This window comes from Ureibacillus sp. FSL E2-3493, from assembly GCF_038077515.1.
Classification (GTDB): domain Bacteria; phylum Bacillota; class Bacilli; order Bacillales_A; family Planococcaceae; genus Ureibacillus; species Ureibacillus halotolerans.
Genome location: NZ_JBBOPK010000001.1, coordinates 1,692,172 through 1,710,589 on the forward strand (window position 1 = coordinate 1,692,172; position 18,418 = coordinate 1,710,589).

Genomic DNA, 18,418 nt, shown 5'->3' on the forward strand with positions numbered 1-18,418 from the left:
AATTTTTCAAATTGTTGTAAGAAAACGATTAAGATTAGGAATTTTTAGTGAAAATAGGAGTATTGATTGTTTATGAGGAGGAAATACCCTGATGGTTTTTAAGCGATTATTTTCTTTATTATCAAAAGTAAAAACGATACAACATACAATCCAACATTCGAAAGCCGGTAATTTTGTACAACTAAAACCGAAACTGTATAGAGAATCCATTCATTTTAATAAAAACATGGTTTTAGCAGGAGATATGTATGAGGAAACGATGATTGAAGGATTTATTATTGTACCGAAAAATATTTCAGTAACTTTGCAAAATCTAACGGTATCCCCTACCGCACAAATGTATGTAGAAGGTGAAGTTGTACTTCAAAATTGTCGATTTGTCGGTGGGAAAAGCAATGTACATGTAACAATTGATGGCGGAAAAATAAACGCTTATAACTGCCATTTCGAACAAGCGAAGGAGATGGCAGTTTCAATACTAAATGGCAGTAAAGCGATATTTGAGAATTGTACGTTTGTTCAAAATGAGAAAGTTCACATATTAGCTGAATCCTCACAAGCTTGTATTGAAAAATGTGAATTCTCCCATGGGAAACATGGCATATGGATAAAAAATGGCTCCCTTATTCAAACGAGAAATGTCCATTTACATCATCATACAAACACACAAATTATCGTAGAAGATGCAAAATATATCGATCATGAAAGTTTAATCGAATCTGGTGATGGTATAGGATTACAACTATTACATGAGGGGGATGCGTCCCTTCAAACGACGGTTTTTCAATACAATGGCAAAACTCAAATTTCTGTTCAAAAGGGTTATTTAACTGCAAGACATTGCTCGGTATTACAAGGAGATTTAGCAGGAATAGCGGTTGCTCAACACGGTGAAGTACAAACTTATCATTGTGTCATTGCTCAAAACAAAAAGGCAAATGTTATCGTTTCGAAAAATTCAAAGATGAATATCGAATGTTGCCATATCCATAGTGGAGAAAGTTCGGGTTTGCAAATACTTGATGAATCGATTGTTAACCTATTTGAATCGAAACTAAATGGACATCGTTCTGCACAAATTTCTATTTCCAATAAATCGATTTGTTCGATGAAACAATGTGTTGTAAAAGAAGGATATCATGTTGGAATTTGTATTGAAGATAAAGGGAATTGTACAATTGTTGATAGTGAAATTACCCATAATGCCAACTCGGCAATTACGATTTTCAAATCGGAGTTAACGATTATTAAATCGATCTTATCCGATAACATTGGAAATGGCATATTAGCAATGTCCCATTCTAAAGTAGAAGTAGATTTATGCAAGTTTTTTGACAATGAAATGCCCCATATCGCTTGTAAATCCCATGTGAAAATCGAGTTACTTCAAAGTCAGCTTTATAATGGGAAAAGTTTATTTATTGTGAATGAATGTGAATTAACTGCTACTCAATGTCAATTTTATGATAGTCATAATGTACAAATAGAAATTTGTGATCTATCTACGGGACGCTTCGAGCAATGTCAAATTTATAATGGTAAATCTTACGGATTGAAAGTGTTAAGAAATTCTAGTCTTTATTTATTAGATAGCCAAATTTTCCATCATGAATTGGCACAAATTGTTGTCAATGATAGTTCGGTAATTATGAAAAATAGTGAAATGTTTGATGGGAATCGTAATGCGTTAATTATTCAAAATCATAGCGAAGTCTATATTCAAGATTGTTTTATTTCAAAACACGTGCAACATCAATTGTGGATTGATTTTGAATCGACTGTGGAACTAAAAAGTGTACAAATTACGGACGGTGCTCATTCTGATATTTTTGCTCAAAATCAATCTTCTGTGTATGTTTCCGATAGCATAATCCGGAATAATAAATCCCGCTTTAATGTGCAAGCGGTTAATTTTTCAAAAATTGAATTAATCAAAACCGTCGTTGAAAATAGCTATGGCGATGTTTATTATAGTGAAAATAATAGTTTTATTAAGCAATTAGACTTTTGATTTTGAAGCTAGAAAATAGAGAGAATTATCCCGATATAGGTTAAATGTTCTAAATGAAGCAATTTTAGTTTTCGAAAAGGATTTTGTGTGAGAAAATAGTTTTTTGGAAAGGAAGATCGAAAACTATGAGAACATTAGAAAAAATTACCCCAAAGTTCGATCCTTGGGAAGCTTATTTAGATGTGGAACAATACGGGAAATTAACACTCTCTAACATAGAATTTACAACGACAACTTTATGTAATATGAGATGCGCTCATTGCGCAGTTGGCTATACACTTCAAACGAAAGACCCGGAAGCCCTTCCGATAGATTTAATAATGAAACGTTTAGATGAAATTCCCCATTTAAGAACGTTAAGTATTACAGGTGGAGAACCAATGTTAAGTAGAAAATCGGTTAAAAATTATGTTAAGCCGATTTTACAATATGCCCACGAACGTGGTATTCGTACTCAAATGAACTCTAACTTAACGATTGATGGTGAAAGATATTTAGAGATTGCTCCTTACTTAGATGTATTGCATATTTCCCATAACTGGGGAACGATTGAAGAGTTTGCGGAGACTGGTTTTGCCATGATGGAAAGAAAACCGACTTTTGAACAGCGGGCCGGTCTTTTCGAAAGAATGATTGAAAACTCTCGTATGCTTGCAGAACAAGGAGTAATGGTATCGGCCGAAACAATGTTAAATAAAAAAACGATTCCTTATATCGAACATATTCATCATCAAATTGTTCATGAAATGAAATGTGCTCGTCATGAAGTGCATCCAATGTACCCTTCAGATTTTGCATCAAGTTTAACTTCCCTTACTTTAGATGAAACTCGGGAAGCTATTCATAAAATATTAGATATTCGTGATGAAAATACGTGGATGTTATTTGGAACTCTTCCCTTTTATCCGTGTAGTCAAAATGAAGAAGATCAAAAATTACTTCAACGATTACGTGAGGCAAAAAATGTAACGTTACGTAATGATCCAGATGGTCGATCCCGTTTAAACGTTAATATTTTTACAGGCGATGTAATTGTAACCGATTTTGGGGATACACCAGCCCTTGGTAATATTCAAAAGGATTCTTTACCAAATGTTTTTGACAAATGGTTAGCAACCGATTTAGCCCAATCATTAAATTGTCACTGCCCTGCTGTCAAATGCCTAGGACCAAACGTATTAGTTAAAAATATGTATTATAAAGATGCTGAATTTATTAGTGGTTCAGTAAAATAATGAAAAAGGTTAAGTAAAGTTGTGGACTCCACTTCCCTACTTAACCTTTTTTAATGTTGAATTTTTTTATATGCTTCTACGATGAATGTTTTATAAATCGAACTAGTAAAATTCATGACCCCATGATAAGCGTATAAAATTTCCCGTTTTGCCGATTCCTTCTCCCCTAATTCTAAAAAACAAAGGGCCCTTACTGCAAAGCTTCTATACATTATCGCTAAATCAATTGGATGATGAGTAAAAGATGGTATTGATAAATCTTCACTTGTTTGAAGCGCTTCATTATAAAGTCCTTGCGCCCAATAGGCATAGGCTTGTTCCATTCGGTAAAACGTAAAAATATGCTCGTCCACTTTTGTACCATACGAGCTTTTTTTCAAATGCTCATTTAAACTAGGAACCTTTTCGTAATCCTTATCAATCATATTCATATAGTGGGCTTGGCAAAATACGAGTGTATTATGTGCGAACTCATTCTCTGTAAAATCAGCATGTTGTTTAAGCTTTGTTAAATAATAGGCGCTTTTTTCCTCATCCCCTTGTTGAATGGCTAAGACGAATGAATAACGATAAAAATCATCTAATCGATAATAGATTCGATTTTCGTGGGCGATATTTAAAGCGATATTCAGATGCTTTTGAGAGTTTTCAGGATCGTCAATGGCACCATAAAGGACTGTTAATATATAATGCATATCTAAAATAGATAATTTATCAATTAAATGTTCGTATGGTTTTGTTCTTTTTTCAGCTTCTTGTATCCACTTTAAAGCATGTTCATAGTCATTTTTATTGAAATAAAATCCTGATAAAAAAGAATAACAACTAATGACTTGACTATATGCATGAATTTTTTCGTAAAAAGAAATGATGTGAGACATTGAGATCGTCTCTTTTTGATAGTTCAAAACAGTATTTAATCGAATGTATAGATCCAATAATCTTATTTCTTCATAGTTTTTCCCGTGTAATTTCTCTCTTACCGAAAGAATCCTTTGAAGTAAAGAATTCATAACGTCTTTTTCTCTCAATTCAAATGGAGAAAAGATATTGTTATACTCCTTCTCAATTTCAAATAGTAAAGTGCGAAGTTCTTCTAGATGATCTTCGTCGAGTAGAGATGAAACTTCTACTCCGATTCTTTCAGCAATATATCGTAAACTTTCCATTGAAGGCTGTGCTTTCCCATTTTCGATTAAACTCAACATACCTTTTGTTAATCGTTCTCCAGCTACTTCTGCTAAAGTCATTTTCTTTTCTTTTCTAAATTTTTTAATACGTTCACCTAAAGAATTAATTCCAACCACCCCATTTCCATCTATTGTATCAATTAACAATTCAATCGGAAATATTTTAGTTTTATTAAACAAATTTTAAACGTCACTCGTATTATATGTAATGAAAGTTAAATTAAATTAAACTTAATTATTGCGAATTCCCAATATTTCGCTTATCATTAGTTTAATTAAATTGAACTTTTAAGTTGAGGGGTTGTTATTATGGTTGAAATTGTAAAAAAGAGGCGTGCAACATATCATTTATACACGTTTTTGTTTAGTAAAATGATTTCTGCTCTTGGAGCTAATGTTTATTCCTTTGGAATTAGTATGTACATTTTATCGATTACCGGTTCTGCATTAAGTTTTGCTGCGAATTTAATTTTTTCCATTATTCCTCGAGTTATTTTGTCACCGATTGCGGGAATTCTAGCTGATCGAATTCCGAAAAAAGTAATGGTTCTTGTAGGTCAAGGTGGTACCGTATTAACAATTAGTGGCTTACTTCTATATAGTTTACTGTTTGATATTTCCATAGTGGCCATTTATATTACAACGTTTTTTTATACAATTTGTAGCACATTCTCAGGTATTGCCTTTTCCGCATCAATCGCCAACTTAGTCGATGAAGAGAGAATCCAAAAAGCGATGTCCTTCAATCAATTATCGATTTCCGTTTCGGGAATCGGTGGACCAATTGTCGGTGGGATGCTGTTCGGATTTGTTTCAATGGAATGGTTTTTATTCATTAATATCCTTTCATATATTATAGCCTTTTCATTAGAAGCAACAATGAATTTTAAACTTTATACAAATCAGCTAGAAGAACCAACCTCCATTGAAGAATCAATGTTGCAAAGTTTTAAAGAAGGATTTACCTACTTAAAAACAAAACCAGTTATTTTAAGAATTCTTATTGTAAGTCTTTGGTTAAATTTGTTTTTGTCCTCTGTAAGTGTTGGAATTAACTTTATTTTAGTTGAAATCTTAAAGGTGGAATATTCACTTATTGGATTCATTGAAGCTGCTGCAGCCATTGGGATGTTGTTTATTTCTCTTTATTTTGCAGCAAGGACAAATGTAAAATACCCTCTTCAGTTTTCAAAACGTGCCCTCTTTATGCTAGGGATATTAGTAGGTGTAATGACTATTCCATTAATTTTCCATTTTTCATCAAGTGCAATATTTATTTATTTTTTAGCTGTCATGTTCTCCTTTGGTTGTTTAACCGTATTAACGAATACACCAATTATGGTCATGATGCAAAAGGATGTAGATGAAAGTTATAGAGGGAGAATCTTTGGAATACTTGAAATGATGGCGATGGGATTAATGCCAATTGGTTCATTAATTTTTGGTATTCTCTATGATGTACTTCCCGCTCAAATTATTTTACTATTTTGTAGTGCATCATTAATTATTATCACACTTGTTGCTATTCCAAGGTCTTTAATCATGAGCATATATCCAAATTTAAAAAAGAATACAAGCGAGCTAGAACAGCCACTATTTAAAAATACGTAAAATAAAAATCGATAAAATCAGGAATGACTGATTTTATCGATTTCTTCAGTTAAAATACGATTCTTTTTTCTTCGTAAGCCTTAATATGCTCTTCGTATTGGAAAGTTAAAGAAATTTCATCCCAACCATTTAGTAGCATTTGTTTATAGTATGGATCAATTGAAAAGGAATAAATGGATCCATCTTCCCCTTTAACAGTTTGTTCTTCTAAATTTACTTCCACATTATACGGACTTTGCATGCCTTTTGCTAAAATTTCATCGCACGCTGCTTCCGTTAATTTTATTGGTAATATCCCATTTTTAAAACAGTTGTTGTGGAATATATCAGCAAAACTTGGGGCAATGACTACCCGGAAACCGTAATCTAAAATGGCCCATGGTGCATGTTCCCGGGAAGATCCGCAACCGAAATTATCTTGTGCAACTAAAATTTGCGAACCTTTATATTCAGGTTTATTTAAAACAAAATCTGATATTTCGTTACCTTGTTCATCAAATCGCCAATGATAGAACAAATAGCGACCGAAACCAGTTCGTTCGATACGTTTTAAAAACTCTTTTGAAATAATTTGGTCAGTATCGACGTTTTTGCGATCCAATGGTGTTATAACACTTTTTACTTGATTAATAGGTTCCATTGCTCTTCACTCCTCGGGTTAAACTTCTTGCTTTACATATTTACGAACATCTACGAAGTGACCTTCGATAGCAGCTGCAGCAGCCATAGCCGGACTAACTAAATGTGTTCGTGCACCTGCCCCTTGACGTCCTTCAAAGTTTCGGTTTGAAGTGGATGCACAACGTTCTCCTGAAGGGATGATGTCTTCATTCATACCAAGACAAGCGGAACAACCAGATTCACGCCATTCGAAACCAGCTTCGATGAAAATTTTATCTAACCCTTCAGCCTCTGCTAATAATTTTGTTGAATGGGATCCTGGAACGACAATTCCTCGAACACCTGGGTGAATTGTTTTTCCTTCTACAATACTAGCTGCCGTTCGTAAGTCTGATAGACGGGAGTTTGTACATGAACCGATAAATACGTGTTGTATTTCAATAGAAGAAATTGGTTGACCTTCTTCTAATCCCATATAAGCTAGTGCTTTTTGTAGAGCAGCTTTATCCGATTCTGTTTCGAAATCTTCGATAGTTGGAACGTTTTTTGTAATGCCAGTTCCCATAGACGGATTAGTTCCCCAAGTAACGATTGGTTCGATTTCATCGGCATCGATTTCCAATACAACATCATAGGAACAATCGGAATCTGAAGCTAAACTTAACCAATATTCGGCAGCTTTTTCGAACTGCTCACCCTTTGGAGCAAAACGGCGTCCACGCAAATATTCCACTGTTTTTTCGTCTGGTGAAATAAGACCCGCTTTCGCTCCAGCTTCAATTGACATATTACAAATCGTCATTCGTTCTTCCATTGATAGACTACGGATAGCTTCACCTGTATATTCTACGATATGGCCAGTTCCGACACCAATTCCCCATTTGGCAATAATGGCTAATATTATATCTTTTGCGGCTACCCCAATTCCAAGTTTTCCGTTCACACGAATTTCCATAGTTGGCGGTTTAGATTGCCATAATGTTTGGGTAGATAGAACGTGTTCCACTTCAGAAGTTCCAATCCCGAAGGCTAATGCACCAAACGCACCATGAGTAGATGTATGGGAATCCCCACATACAATTGTTTTTCCCGGTTGAGTTAATCCAAGTTCTGGTCCAATCACATGGACGATTCCTTGGTCAGGATGTCCAATATTAGCAAGTTGAATGCCGAATTCCTTTGCATTTTCTGCTAAAGTAGTAATTTGTTTTTTTGCAATAGGATCGTTAATAATCGGTAAGTTCTTCGTCGGAACATTATGGTCCATAGTGGCAAAACAAAGATCAGGACGTCGAACTTTTCTTCCTGCTAAACGTAATCCTTCAAAGGCTTGAGGAGAAGTCACTTCATGAATTAAATGAAGATCGATGTATAGTAAATCTGGTTTACCGGATTCTTTATAAACTACATGGGATTCCCATATTTTTTCAATAATATTTTTTGCCATTATCTTCACCAATCCTTTAAATATAAGATTCCATAATACAGTCGATAACGAAATTCGAATCAATTTTGGCGATTACTTTATCTGTCCATTCATCTGTTGTTAAGAAGTGTTCATTATTTTTTACTAAATCGGCAGTATAATAACCATCATTAAATACGTCATTAACTGCTTTTTCAATTTCTTCTGCTTCTACTGTCATACCGAATGAATAGCGAAGCATCATAGCGACAGAAAGAATGGCTGCTGCTGGATTAGCAATTCCTTCACCAGCAATTTCTGGAGCAGATCCATGGACAGGTTCATACAGACCGAAATGATCGCTACGAATAGATGCAGAAGGTAGTACACCAAGGGATCCCGTAATTACTGAAGATTCATCGCTTAAAATATCGCCAAACATATTGTCTGTTACGACTACATCATAGTGACCAGGATTTGTAATAAGCTTCATGGCTACTGAGTCGACTAAGTTATGTTCTACCGTGACATCTGGGTATTGTTCCTTTTTCTCTTCAACGATTTGACGCCATAATCTTGATGTTTCAAGTACATTTGCTTTATCTACAGAACATAATCTTCCTTTTCGAAGTTTTGCCAGTTCGAATGCCTTATCAACAATCCGTTCAATTTCATGGCGAGAATAGATGTTTAAATCCGTTGCTTCTTCTTCCGTTCGATGTTTCTCACCAAAATAAATACCGCCAGTTAATTCACGAACAATCATTAAATCTACATTTTCTGCCACTTCCCTTTTTAAAGGGGAAGCATTTAACAAACTCGGAAATGCTTTTACAGGACGTAAATTGGCAAATAAGTCGAACGTTTTTCGGATAGTAAGTAATCCTTTTTCCGGTCTCAATTCAGCAGGGTTGTTATCCCACTTCGGACCACCAACAGCTCCTAAAAGAATCGCATCACTTTCTTTACACATTTCAATCGTTTTTTCTGGTAGAGGATTATGAAACTGATCAATGGCTGCACCACCTATTGCTGCATACCCTAATTGAAAGTCATGATTGTACCGTTTCCCAATTACTTTTAGTACACGTACAGCAGCAGCAATCACTTCGGGACCAATGCCATCCCCAGGAAGTACTGTAATTTTCTTTTCCATTTGAACACACCTCTCTTTTGTTTATTCCCTTTAGGTAGAAAGAGTTTAAAGAAATGCCATCAAACGTATAACATTTGATGGCGTTTCTCCCGATGATAATATCAAAACAAATTTATACTTCGGCAGTTTGCTTTGAAAACACATTTGCTTGAATTAAATGACGGTTAATAGCGTTTAAATAAGCTTTTGCAGCTGCTTCAAGAACATCTTGTGAAGCGTCGCGACCGGTTGTTGTAAATCCGTTGTATCGTAAATTAACAACAGCTTCTCCTAATGCATCGCGTCCTTTGCCTACGGATTTCACTCGGAAATCTAGTATGTTTATCGTTGCTTCAACTAATTGTTCTAATGTATTGAAAATGGCTTCTACTGATCCTGCTCCCGTAGCAGCTAATGTTTTTAACTCCCCGCTAGGAGTAAGGACAGAAGCAGTCGCTGTTGGAATATTCTCTGTTCCATAAGATACTTGAACGGATTTTAATTCAAATAATGGTACATCTTCCATTGAAACTTGTTGTTCTGTTAGAAGTGTTATTAAATCTTCTTCCGTAATTTCTTTTTTCCGATCAGCTAATTTTTTGAACTCTTGGAATGCTTTATTTAATTTTTCATCGGATAAGTCAAAGCCCATTTTTACAGCTCGATCGCGGAATGCCGCACGACCAGAATGTTTTCCTAATACTAAAGGAACTTCACCTTCACCGATAAGAGCTGGTGAAATAATTTCGTACGTTTCTTTATGTTTCAGTACGCCATCTTGATGAATCCCAGATTCGTGGGCAAAGGCATTTTTCCCTACTACTGCTTTATTGGGTTGAATAACAACGCCTGTTAAGCGGCTAACTAACTGGGATGTTCTTTTTATCTCTTTTAAGTTTAAACCTGTTTCAACTTGATAAAGATCTTTACGGATATGCATTGCAACACCAATTTCTTCTAATGAAGCATTACCGGCACGCTCACCGATCCCATTAATTGTACATTCTACTTGATCTGCGCCATTTTGAATGGCAGCAATAGAGTTAGCGACCGCCATACCTAAATCATCATGACAATGGGCAGAGAATTTTACTTTATCTGCTCCGCGCACATTTTCACGTAAAAATTTGAAAAGCTCACCATATTCTTGAGGAGACGCGTATCCAACTGTATCTGGAACGTTAATTGTAGTTGCTCCAACCTCAATAACTTTTTCAATAATACGCACAAGGAAATCGCGATCAGAGCGGAATCCATCTTCAGCAGACCATTGTACGAGGGAGAAATATTTTTTTGCATATTTGACTGCTTCAACAGCTTGCTCAATGACTTGTTCTTCGGATTTCTTTAATTTATATTCCATATGAATTGGACTTGTTGCTAAAAATACATGAATATGCGGTTGCTCAGCTACTTTAATCGCTTCCCAAGTGGCATCAATATCACTTTGGATACAACGGGCAAGGCCTGTTACAATAGAATTTTTAACGGTGCTAGCTATGCGATTTACTGCTTCGAAATCTCCAGGACTTGAAGCAGGAAAACCTGCTTCAATGATTGTTGTGCCTAGACGCTCTAACTGTTTTGCAATTTCAATTTTTTCTGCTGTATTCAGATTAATCCCAGCGGACTGTTCACCGTCTCGAAGAGTTGTATCAAAAATATCGATTTTACGCATTACTTCACCACCACTTTTTTCTTTCCTTCATTAATGAAAGGCATCATCTCACGTAATTTGGATCCTACTTGTTCAATTTGATGTTGTGCGCCAGCTTTTTTATATTCGTTGTAGCGTGGACGATTTGTTTCATTTTCTTTAATCCAATCCTTCGCAAATGTGCCATCTTGGATGTCCGCTAAAACTTCTTTCATTCGAGCTTTTACGGATTCATCGATAATATGTGGTCCGGAAACGTAATCACCCCATTCAGCAGTATCTGAAACGGAATATCGCATTGTTTCCATACCACCTTCGTACATTAAATCAACGATTAATTTTAGTTCATGCAGAGTTTCAAAGTAAGCAAGTTCTGGTTGATATCCTGCTTCTACTAACGTTTCAAAGCCGTATTTCACTAATTGAGTAGTACCTCCACAAAGTACAGCCTGTTCTCCGAATAAATCTGTTTCCGTTTCTTCTTTAAATGTTGTTTCTAACATTCCTGCACGCGCAGCACCGATTCCTTTGCCGTAAGCTAATGCTAAGCTTCGTGCTTCTCCTGTTGCATCTTGATAAATAGCAAACAATGCAGGAACACCAGCACCTTGGACATAAGTACGACGAACTAAGTGACCAGGTCCTTTTGGTGCTACTAAAAATACGTCGACATCTGCTGGAGGTACAATTTGACCGAAATTGATGTTAAATCCATGGGCGAACATTAATGCATTTCCTGGCTCAAGATTCGGAGCAATTTCTTCTTCATAGACTTGTTTTTGTCTTTCATCTGGTAATAAGATTTGAATAATATCAGCTTCTCGTGCAGCTTCTGCTACTGTTTTTACTTCTAACCCATCTTCCTTTGCTTGATCGAATGATTTACCTGGACGTACACCAACTACTACATTAAAACCAGAGTCTTTTAAATTTTGAGCATGTGCATGACCTTGTGAACCATAACCGATAATGGCGATTTTCTTTTCTTTTAATACAGCCTCGTTAATTTCGTTTTGGTAATACATTTTTGTCATTTTCATTTCCTCCTAATAGTCAATTTTATTTGAATTTAGTAGCTCAACCATAAGTAATGATTGGCGTTTAAACGATTAACCTTTAAATAATTACTTCAATATGGAAAGTTGTGGTGTATGATCTGACGGTTGTGTTTCTCTGACAGATGCTGTAACCCCAGTTCTTGTTAATTCTTTAATACCATAGGGACGTATAAGCTCTATAAAGGCATCAATTTTGTCTGGATGACCAACGACTTGATATGTCACAACATTTTTAGATGTATCGATAATTTGTGGTCTGAACGGTTCAACAATTGCATTCATTTCCAACCGGACATTTCCAGGAGATACGACTTTAATAAGGGCAAGTTCCCTTAGTACAATCGATTTTTCTGTAATATCGTTTACCTTCAACACATCAATCTGTTTGGACAATTGTTTAATAAGTTGTTCTAACTTTACTTCATCTTCTACATTGACGACAAAAGTCATTTTTGAAATGTTTAATTGTTCTGTATGACCAACCGTTATGGACTCAATATTAAATTGCCTTTTCATCATGAGTCCGGTAATACGGTTCAATACACCACTTTGGTTTATAACGGATACTGTAATGACGCGTTTCAAAATTTCTTCACCCCGATCATTTCATGTAATGCTTTACCTGGTGCAACCATTGGATATACGTTTTCTACTTGCTTTACCCGACAATCGATTAAAACGGGTTCGTCAGAATTTAATGCTTCTTCAAAAATTGCACTGGCTTCATCTAATGTGTCGATTTGATAACCTTTAATGCCATACGCATCAGCTAGTTTTACAAAGTTGGGTTGTACGGGCATTAAACTTTGGGAGTAGCGCCCCTCATAGAAGGTTTGTTGCCATTGTCGAACCATACCTAATGCAAAATTATTTAAAATAACAATTTTTACAGGTAAATGGAATTCCTTTAATAAGGAAAGTTCCTGTGCGGTCATTTGAAAGCCAGCATCACCGCAAATTGCAATGACCTTTTTATCCGGTTTGGCAAATTGGGCACCGATGGCAGCTGGGAATCCGAATCCCATTGTGCCAAGGCCACCCGAAGTAACCCATTGATGACCATAATTTTGGCGATAATATTGGGCAACCCACATTTGATGTTGACCAACATCAGTCGTAATAATCGCATCACCATTTGTAATAGAATGGATCAATTGAATAGCTTGTTGAGGTAATATTTCTTTCTCATCTTCAACATACCAATATGGGAAATTTAATTGCTTTTCATTTAAATAATCGATCCATCCATTTGTATCTGGAGCTTGGAAATCCTGTTTCAAGATCGCTTTTAAAGCTTCCTTTGCATCCGCGACGATAGGTACATCCGTTGGAATATTTTTACCAATTTCAGCTGGGTCGATATCGATATGGATAATCGTTGCGTTAGGTGCAAACCGTTTTGTGTCTCCTGTTAAACGGTCATCAAAGCGAGCGCCAATATTAATAAGTAAATCAGTGTTTTGAATTGCATCGTTGGCTACGACAGCCCCATGCATGCCAGCCATTCCATAATTCAATTCATGATTACCGTGAATACTTCCTAAACCTAATAAAGTATTGACTACAGGAATTTTGTATTTTTCTACGAATGCCGTCAGTTCTTCCCGCGCATCGGCAAATAATACACCTGCCCCAGCCAAAACTAATGGCTTTTTCGATTCACTAATTGCTTGGATCGCCTTTTGAATTTGTAAATAGTTCGGTTTTGAGTTTGGTTGATATCCTGGTAAATATATTTCCTTTTCTCTACTTGCCTCCGCTAAAGCTTCATCAAAAACATCTGCAGAAATATTTTTAGGGAAGTCAATTAACACAGGACCTTTCCGACCAGTATTCGCAATATGGAAAGCTTCTTTTACAATTCTCGGAATATCGTTTACATCTTGTACTTGATAGTTATGTTTTGTAATAGGTGTAGTAATGCCGATTACATCAGCTTCTTGAAAAGCATCGGATCCAATGACAGAAGTGGCAACTTGCCCTGTGAAAATGACTAACGGGATGGAGTCAATCATGGCATCTGTAATTCCGGTTACTAAATTCGTTGCACCAGGACCACTTGTTGCAATAACAACACCTGGTTTATTTAAAACTCGTGCATATCCTTCCGCTGCATGGATAGCACCTTGTTCATGTCTTGTTAAAATATGTCGGATTGGATTTTTATACATAGCATCATATAAATGTAATACAGCACCACCAGGGTAACCAAAAACAATTTCAACATCTTGATCATGGAGTGCTTGAATTAGTAAGTCTGCACCATTTCTTGGTTTATACTTTTCTTCAGGTTGTGATTGACTTTTTGCAGTTGCATCTAATTTTTCGCTTGTTGATACATTAGCAGTCATTAGTTGACGCCTCCTTTTAACTTAAAAAATAAAAATAAAAAAGCCTTTTTCTCCAACGCAAAAGAAACCTTTCGCGTAGGGATGAAAAAGACTTTCATGGTACCACCCTTATTCGTAGCAAATTGCTACCTCGTGAATAGTTTTAACAACCTATCTACATAAAATTCTAAATATTTAGAATTTTTTATGTGCAACTAGACAGGAACACTATTCGTTTATAACGAGCACTTCGAAATATGCCCGGAGCTATCTAATGGCTAATCGCGTTTAATAGCTCACTCCGAGGGGATGTCAGTTATAGTTGTATCATCGGCTTCCAGCAATACCGACTCTCTGGTAAATACAAGACTCTATAACCTTTAACCTCATCATCGAATTTACATATTTACTTTTCCATTATCACTTTAATAAACCAGTCTGATGAATTATATTTTCATAATGCCGCCTTTAGAAGCATTTGTTACAAGTTTTGAATATCTTGCTAACCATCCTTTTTTAATTTTAGGTTCGAATGGTTTTAAATTTTGACGACGTTCATTTAACACTTCGTCTGAAACTTCAAGGTGAATTGTTCTGTTTGGTAAGTCAATGACAATGGTATCACCATTTTCAATTAAAGCGATTGGACCTCCTTCAGCAGCTTCCGGTGAAATATGTCCAATCGATATTCCCCTTGAAGCACCGCTAAAACGTCCATCTGTAATTAAAGCTACTTTTGTTCCTAGCCCCCTCCCCATAATGGCTGATGTAGGAGCAAGCATTTCTGGCATACCCGGACCACCTTTTGGCCCTTCGTAACGAATAACGACAACATGTCCCTCTTTTACAGTTCCGTTATCAATGGCTGCTTGTGCTTCGTCCTGGGAATCAAAAACAATAGCTTCACCGACGAAGGTTTGAATGGATGGGTCCACCGCACCAACTTTAATAACAGAACCTTCAGGTGCAATGTTACCATATAAAATAGATAATCCGCCAACAGGGCTATATGGATTATCTTTTGTACGAATGACTTGATCATTGGTAATTTGATAATCCTTCACTAGTTCCTCCATCGTTTTACCTGCAACGGTTAAGCGATTAGGATGAATAGCTCCTGGAATTTTTGTTAACTCATTAATAATGGCACTTACGCCACCAGCTTTATTAATATCATCCATGGAAATATCAGATGCTGGCATTATTTTGGCTAAGTATGGAACGCGGGCTGCAACTTTATTAATATCCTGTAAGTCATAGTCAATTTCAGCTTCATTTGCAATAGCTAGGGTATGAAGAACTGTATTCGTTGAACCACCCATTGCCATATCAAGGGCAAATGCATCATCAATTGCTTCTTTAGTAATAATATCCCGAGGTTTAATATCCTCTTTAATCATTCGAATTAAATGTTTAGCTGCTTCTTTTATAAGTTCGTGTCGTTGTTCACTCGTCGCAACAATCGTACCGTTTCCAGGAAGGGCTACACCTAACATTTCCATTAAACAGTTCATCGAATTTGCTGTGAACATTCCTGAACATGAACCGCATGTTGGACAAGCATTATTTTCGATATCTAATAGTTGTTCAGCGGACATATTCCCTGATTTATGTGCTCCAACACCTTCAAAGACAGATGTTAATGATAATTGTTTTCCTGAAGATGATTTACCAGCTTCCATTGGGCCACCTGAGACAAATATAGAAGGTACATTCGTCCGTACAGCTGCCATTAACATTCCTGGTGTAATTTTGTCACAGTTAGGAATGTAAAATACACCATCAAACCAGTGGGCATTAATAACTGTTTCTGCTGAGTCAGCTATTAATTCACGGCTTGGTAACGAATAACGCATTCCAATGTGCCCCATTGCAATTCCATCGTCAACACCAATTGTATTAAATTCGAATGGAATACCACCTGCTTCAATGATTGCTTCCTTTACAACGTCCGCAAATTGACGTAAGTGGACGTGTCCGGGAATAATATCGATATAAGAATTACATATACCGATAAATGGTTTCCCTAAATCTTTCGCTTTTACTTTACCAGTAGCATAAAGAAGACTACGGTGAGGAGCACGATCAACTCCTACTTTAATCATGTCACTTCTCATTATTGAAACGCCCCTCATGTTTTCTACTCTGTTATGAAATTTTAAATAGAATAATAGTTTAAAAATTGTTCAATCATGTTGGATTTAAGTTACATGATTGTGTTCGCTTTACTAGAGCGAACGTTTTAAATTGTTGTTATCATAGTACAAAAACCGTTGTTAGGTCAATATGATTTTTTAATTATTTTCACAATTTGAAAAACTCTAATAATTTGTAATCGTTTACAATCACGTTATAACAAGCATTATGTTTTTTTAATTAATTTTGAAATTTTTTCAAAATTTTATGATTTATTAAATAAAATCCAATAATTAATTTTGATAATCAGATTCATTTTCTTTGAAGGAGCTCTTATCATATGGATGTTAAAAATCTTTTTTTGAAAAAATAAAAAGCCTAGTATTTACTAGGCTTTTGCTGATGCATTGTTATTTTATTAGAAATAAATCCCATGAGAGGTTCAATAGTATGACACTGTGCAAAAAGGCCAAAAGTATTCCACGTCGATTTAACTTTTTCATCATTTTCATATCCATACTAAACACCTCATTTTTTTATTTTTTATTTCTTTTTTGAAATTATACTCCCTCTTTTTTAAAAAAGCAAAAGTTTTTGAATATTTTGTGAACGTTTTTTAAAAATTTTCAATGAAAACCGTTGGATGATTTACGGATCCAATTAAATTCGAATGTATTGATGCATTTGTTCTTTAATAATTGTGCATATTACTTACTAAAGAGCTGTATTACCTAGGATGTAAGACTTTAATTCAAGTTTAATGATCAAATTTTAGGCTATAGGTAAGTACACGCTTTTAATAAATAAAAGGAGTTGACTAAATAATGATGAGCTTCATTTGGTATTTAGTTATTGGCGGAGTACTTGGGTGGCTTGCTGGAGTCATTATCGGTAGAGATGTGCCTGGAGGAATTATCGGAAACATTGTAGCCGGTATCGTTGGTTCCTGGATCGGCAGTGCTGTGTTAGGAAATTGGGGATGGCAAGTTTCTGATTTTTACGTTTTCCCTGCTCTAATTGGTGCAATCGTTTTAATCTTTATTGTAAGTCTCATTATGAGATCAATGAGAAAAGCGACTTAATTCAATGTTCTTGTCTAAAAAGAATAAAATTTGTTTTTAACTACGGATAAAGACGAAAGTCTCCACTCATTCAAACTATATGATGTATCCAAATCGATGAATGATGAGTCTTTCGTCTTTTTTTGCCGTAGAAAAAAGGCAGTTTTTTATAAATGATATTTAATTTTTTCGACTCAATTGTACAAGTTCCTCGCCGACTTCTTCATATAGATGATAATAATACAATATATCTTCTACATATTCTTCGCTATGGTTATAATTAAAAATGGCCTTTCTCAACTCTCCGTCAGAAGCTCCTGATTTTGATAAGTAATTTGCTGCACTATAAATGGCATCTTCAATATCGTAAGGGTCGGCTATACCATCGCCATTTGCATCAACCCCAAATCCACCGTATTTTTCGATCATTTCAGGATTTGTTTTTTCAACTGCAGGAATTTCCCCTTCTCCTAACCCACTGCATGTTGGATGATTCCAACCGACAAAGGTACACGGCATAAATTGCATATGTCCTTCAGCTCCAGCGGGAGATATTAATTCCTTCATAGTTGAAAATTTTGTTTCTACACGATGATGTGCTGCTAATAATGTCCATGGTACTCCATATGCTTCTCCTGCTGAAATATATATAGGGATATACTCCTCTGGAATTTCAATATCAAAATGTTCTTGAATGTTAATTTTCTCCTCATGATGAAGCGAGGAGAAATTTTTTATATTATCCCAAACTAAAAAAACACAAAAATAAACTGTTACGGAAACAGGAATTAATAAAACGATAAGAAATAATTTTTTAGCAGGGCTAATCAATGGTTTTTTTGGCTTTTTTTTAAAAGTTTTATTTGCCACTTTAGCCACATCCTTAAAGAGATATTTATGATTCAAAACTATTAATTAAATAAAATTTATTTTAAATATTGTAATAAAAGGTAGCTTTATGTAAAATA

General features: G+C 35.5%; 14 protein-coding genes. 4 read left to right on the forward strand and 10 right to left on the reverse strand.

Annotated features, from left to right (window positions below):
• The first annotated feature begins 91 nt into the window (after window positions 1-91).
• Window positions 92-2,011: a right-handed parallel beta-helix repeat-containing protein gene (locus MHH69_RS08570; RefSeq protein ID WP_122970648.1), complete on the forward strand. Its 1,920-nt coding sequence runs from the start codon at window positions 92-94 to the stop codon at window positions 2,009-2,011.
• A 125-nt stretch (window positions 2,012-2,136) separates the two neighbouring features.
• Window positions 2,137-3,246 (forward strand): radical SAM/CxCxxxxC motif protein YfkAB, encoded by a 1,110-nt coding sequence (yfkAB, locus tag MHH69_RS08575; protein WP_341362116.1) that lies wholly within the window; start codon window positions 2,137-2,139, stop codon window positions 3,244-3,246.
• Between the two features lie 50 nt (window positions 3,247-3,296).
• Here the strand turns inward: yfkAB and MHH69_RS08580 are convergent, their stop codons facing one another.
• On the reverse strand, window positions 3,297-4,616 hold the full coding sequence (locus MHH69_RS08580; protein WP_341362117.1) for a helix-turn-helix domain-containing protein: 1,320 nt from the start codon (window positions 4,614-4,616) through the stop codon (window positions 3,297-3,299).
• Window positions 4,617-4,745: 129 nt separating this feature from the next.
• On the opposite strand from MHH69_RS08580, the gene MHH69_RS08585 reads away from it, so the two are divergent.
• Entirely contained in the window at window positions 4,746-6,047 is a 1,302-nt protein-coding gene (locus tag MHH69_RS08585) for an MFS transporter (protein ID WP_341362118.1), read from the forward strand.
• Window positions 6,048-6,096: 49 nt separating this feature from the next.
• Here MHH69_RS08585 and leuD read toward each other — a convergent pair whose 3' ends face one another.
• The 8 genes from leuD to ilvD form a co-directional block, all read right to left on the reverse strand.
• Window positions 6,097-6,687 carry a 3-isopropylmalate dehydratase small subunit gene (gene leuD, locus MHH69_RS08590; protein ID WP_122970644.1) on the reverse strand — a complete coding sequence of 197 codons (591 nt, stop codon included), beginning with the start codon at window positions 6,685-6,687 and terminating at the stop codon, window positions 6,097-6,099.
• Window positions 6,688-6,705: 18 nt separating this feature from the next.
• Complete coding sequence (leuC, locus tag MHH69_RS08595) at window positions 6,706-8,115, reverse strand: 3-isopropylmalate dehydratase large subunit (protein ID WP_341362119.1); 1,410 nt, start codon at window positions 8,113-8,115, stop codon at window positions 6,706-6,708.
• A 16-nt stretch (window positions 8,116-8,131) separates the two neighbouring features.
• The gene (gene leuB, locus MHH69_RS08600; protein WP_341362120.1) at window positions 8,132-9,229 is read right to left on the reverse strand and encodes a 3-isopropylmalate dehydrogenase; all 1,098 of its coding nucleotides are present in this window, start codon (window positions 9,227-9,229) and stop codon (window positions 8,132-8,134) included.
• A gap of 112 nt (window positions 9,230-9,341) precedes the next feature.
• Entirely contained in the window at window positions 9,342-10,886 is a 1,545-nt protein-coding gene (locus MHH69_RS08605) for a 2-isopropylmalate synthase (protein ID WP_122970641.1), read from the reverse strand.
• Window positions 10,886-11,899 carry a ketol-acid reductoisomerase gene (gene ilvC / locus MHH69_RS08610; protein ID WP_341362121.1) on the reverse strand — a complete coding sequence of 338 codons (1,014 nt, stop codon included), beginning with the start codon at window positions 11,897-11,899 and terminating at the stop codon, window positions 10,886-10,888. The genes MHH69_RS08605 and ilvC overlap by 1 nt, the downstream gene beginning before the upstream one ends.
• A 90-nt stretch (window positions 11,900-11,989) precedes the next feature.
• Window positions 11,990-12,508, reverse strand: coding sequence for an acetolactate synthase small subunit (gene ilvN / locus MHH69_RS08615; protein WP_341362122.1), 519 nt, complete (start codon window positions 12,506-12,508; stop codon window positions 11,990-11,992).
• A complete protein-coding gene (gene ilvB / locus MHH69_RS08620) occupies window positions 12,505-14,274 on the reverse strand; it encodes a biosynthetic-type acetolactate synthase large subunit (RefSeq protein WP_122970638.1) in 1,770 nt (589 codons plus the stop codon). The genes ilvN and ilvB overlap by 4 nt, the downstream gene beginning before the upstream one ends.
• A 425-nt stretch (window positions 14,275-14,699) precedes the next feature.
• A complete protein-coding gene (ilvD, locus tag MHH69_RS08625; RefSeq protein ID WP_341362123.1) occupies window positions 14,700-16,370 on the reverse strand; it encodes a dihydroxy-acid dehydratase in 1,671 nt (556 codons plus the stop codon).
• A gap of 843 nt (window positions 16,371-17,213) precedes the next feature.
• On the opposite strand from ilvD, the gene MHH69_RS08630 reads away from it, so the two are divergent.
• Window positions 17,214-17,471, forward strand: coding sequence for a GlsB/YeaQ/YmgE family stress response membrane protein (locus tag MHH69_RS08630; protein WP_122970636.1), 258 nt, complete (start codon window positions 17,214-17,216; stop codon window positions 17,469-17,471).
• 159 nt (window positions 17,472-17,630) lie between these two features.
• On the opposite strand, the gene MHH69_RS08635 is transcribed toward MHH69_RS08630, so the two are convergent.
• Window positions 17,631-18,320 (reverse strand): lytic transglycosylase domain-containing protein, encoded by a 690-nt coding sequence (locus tag MHH69_RS08635; RefSeq protein WP_122970635.1) that lies wholly within the window; start codon window positions 18,318-18,320, stop codon window positions 17,631-17,633.
• Between the last annotated feature and the right edge of the window lie 98 nt (window positions 18,321-18,418).